Raw genomic sequence first — 2,626 nt, forward strand, 5'->3', positions numbered from 1 at the left:
TACTAATTTTCCAAGGTTCTCGCGCTAATAAATAGCCGCCTTTTGAACCCCGTTGACTTTTAACTATACCTCCACGCCGCAAAGTTGCTAATAGTTGTTCCAAATAGCGATCGGGTATCTTTTGTTGCGTAGCAATTTGCCGAATTTGCATCGGTTCACCATTTTCATAATGACTGGCCATCTCTAATAACGCTAAAATTGCGTATTCCGATTTACACGATAGTTCCACAAGCAGTAATCCAAGATGAAAGTAGAAGATTAATGAAGATGAGCAAAACGTTACAGTTCATCTCTTTTTCAGTATACTCCGGGTCACTACTGGGGTTTTTTCTCCCAACAAAAAACCCCGCCTAATGGCAGGGTAAAATAAATTACAAATTTATCAACGAACTTTTAACTATCTAGAAGCTGAAAGTTGTTCTCAGTGTACCGATGAAAGCATCATTACTGTTATTGCTTTGTCCAGGAGATGTAACCCAGATAACTCCAGGAGTAACAGAGATATTTTCAGAAACGCGATACTTGTAGAAGCCTTCCACTTGGAATGGTGTTTCACTAGCACCCGCACGTAATGAGTAGGGTTGAGCGCCACCAAAGATACCTAAAACGTTACCTTGCTTACCAAAGTCAGGTAATGCTATACCAGCCCCATAGCTCCAAGCTTCTCTATCATCATTAGCACCAAAGCCTGTAACATCATGGTAAGAAACGAAACCACTTACAGACAGTTTTTCGCTAGGTTTGAAGGCTGCGGAAATACCGTAGGAATTGCTGGAAGAGGCAGATGGAGAATTTATATTTGCTTGTCCGCTACCTACTATTGCACCATTACCAAGTCCTGAATCAAACAGTACGCTGCTTGCTCCATGATAACCATGTACATAGGTTGCAGCTAAAGCTAGGCGATTACCAACATTAAAGTTTAACTGACCTAAAGCTGCATAATCACCGTCGAATAACCCTTGACCAGGAGCAGGATTATTAGCATTAGAGGCCAAATAACCTAATGTGATTGAACTTGGCTTCAAGAAGCTATCACCAGGTTTCCCAAAAGGTACATTTAATGCAACACCAGCACCACCACCAATCCGGTAGATGGGATTTTCAGATGCAAAGGTAGTTAAAGCACCCTTGCCACCATCTGTTTTATCGAAGAAGTAGGGATTGTTAACAGCAGCATAATCGCTGTGTTGCCCACCACTGGCTGCAATATAAGCCCTAGCTGGACCAAAAGGAGCTTCATAAGTCAATTTGTCAATTGAAACATTGTTACCACCTGTGCCACCAACTTGGAAAGTTTGTTGACCAAGGGCTGTGCCAGGAATAGAAGCACTATTTTCGTCTTTTAAATCAAAGCCTATGACATTACCAGCCGCTAACCGAGTTGTTAACAAGTCTCTACCCGTAAAGCTGGTTTCTAGGCCTAAACGAACTCTATCTTGGAAGACTGCACGGTTAGTGTCGCCTGTTTCACTACCAAAAATATCGGAGACCGCAAAAATAGCTTCACCTTTAAGTTTAGTGGTTGTGGAGAATTGATTTGCTTCTAATTCAGCAGTGCGAGCTTCTAAAGCATCTACGCGACCACGTAAAGTAGCTAGTTCTGCGGAAAATTCTTCTTGCAAACGCTGTAATGTTGCTAAATCCTGTTTTGTCACCATATCAGCCGTAGCTGTGGCGATCAATTCGTTCACACGATCTAAACAAGCATTCAAACCAGCGGCAAATTCGTAACGGCTTAAAGCCCGATTACCGCGAAATGTGCCATTAGGATAACCTGCAATACAGCCGTATCGTTCTACCAAAGACTGCAATGCTTGGAATGCCCAATCTGTAGGTTGAACATCAGAAAACTGAGAAACGGATGTTACCTGAGACAGCGAATTATTGTTTTCGTTGCTGTAGCGGTTAACTTGAGCTAAAACTTGAGTTTCTTTGGTTTCACTAGCCAATACTTCTGTTGTCGAAGCAGCTTCTACTGATAATGTTTCCGTAGTTGTTGGAGCGGCGATCGCTGTTGAAGATACTAACAACGCTGCTCCCAAAACTGCTGGGCTAACCACTAGGGATTTCCACAAAATATTAGACATTTTTCTTTTTCTCCTCACACCTTTATATGGACAACTTGCTTCGCTTTAACTAACTGCTTAGAACTGCGAAATTCGGTTTAAACCTGTTTATTAGGCATGAATGCCACCAATATCACAATTTTAGCGTCTAAAAGACTAATAATTGGTTAATAAATCGTTAAGCTTCTATGCAATTAACTTATACGACAAGCTAGAATCATATCCTTGGATTATATTGTATTTGCTTGCAAATGATCAAGATCAGATTTTTTTTGATTAAGTTACTTTTACAAGAGCATCCGGTAAGCGTAAAGCTCAGTGTCTTTAGACCTGAGAGTGTCAATTTCCATTTTCTTGGTCTTGCCTTTGTTATGGAAACCAACAATAATTGGCCAGCATATACCTGTATCAAGTTACTTTCACCAACAGGCTTTGGAAGACAAAATCCTATCTGAGTTGTAAAAGAGTTTTTGAACCACAACGTTTCTACATTTATTGATAAGGGTTCGGACTTGACACAAACCTATACTCCGTTTACAGACATTCTCTTATTTGCT

The 2,626-nt window shown here is 40.8% G+C and carries 2 protein-coding genes; both read right to left on the reverse strand.

What is annotated here, in order from left to right; genetic code table 11:
* Positions 1-229 (reverse strand): Rrf2 family transcriptional regulator (locus FJR38_RS05270; RefSeq protein WP_168535816.1); only part of this gene is annotated, 229 nt, incomplete at its 3' end.
* 172 nt (positions 230-401) lie between these two features.
* Positions 402-2,090 (reverse strand): iron uptake porin, encoded by a 1,689-nt coding sequence (locus FJR38_RS05275; protein ID WP_168535818.1) that lies wholly within the window; start codon positions 2,088-2,090, stop codon positions 402-404.
* Between the last annotated feature and the right edge of the window lie 536 nt (positions 2,091-2,626).

Source organism: Anabaena sp. UHCC 0253 (assembly GCF_009712085.1).
Classification (GTDB): Bacteria; Cyanobacteriota; Cyanobacteriia; order Cyanobacteriales; family Nostocaceae; genus Dolichospermum.

Bases quoted from the DNA above. Each gene is read 5' to 3' on its own strand.
- FJR38_RS05275 (WP_168535818.1), bottom strand. From the start codon at position 2,090: ATGTCTAATATTTTGTGGAAATCCCTAGTGGTTAGCCCAGCAGTTTTG.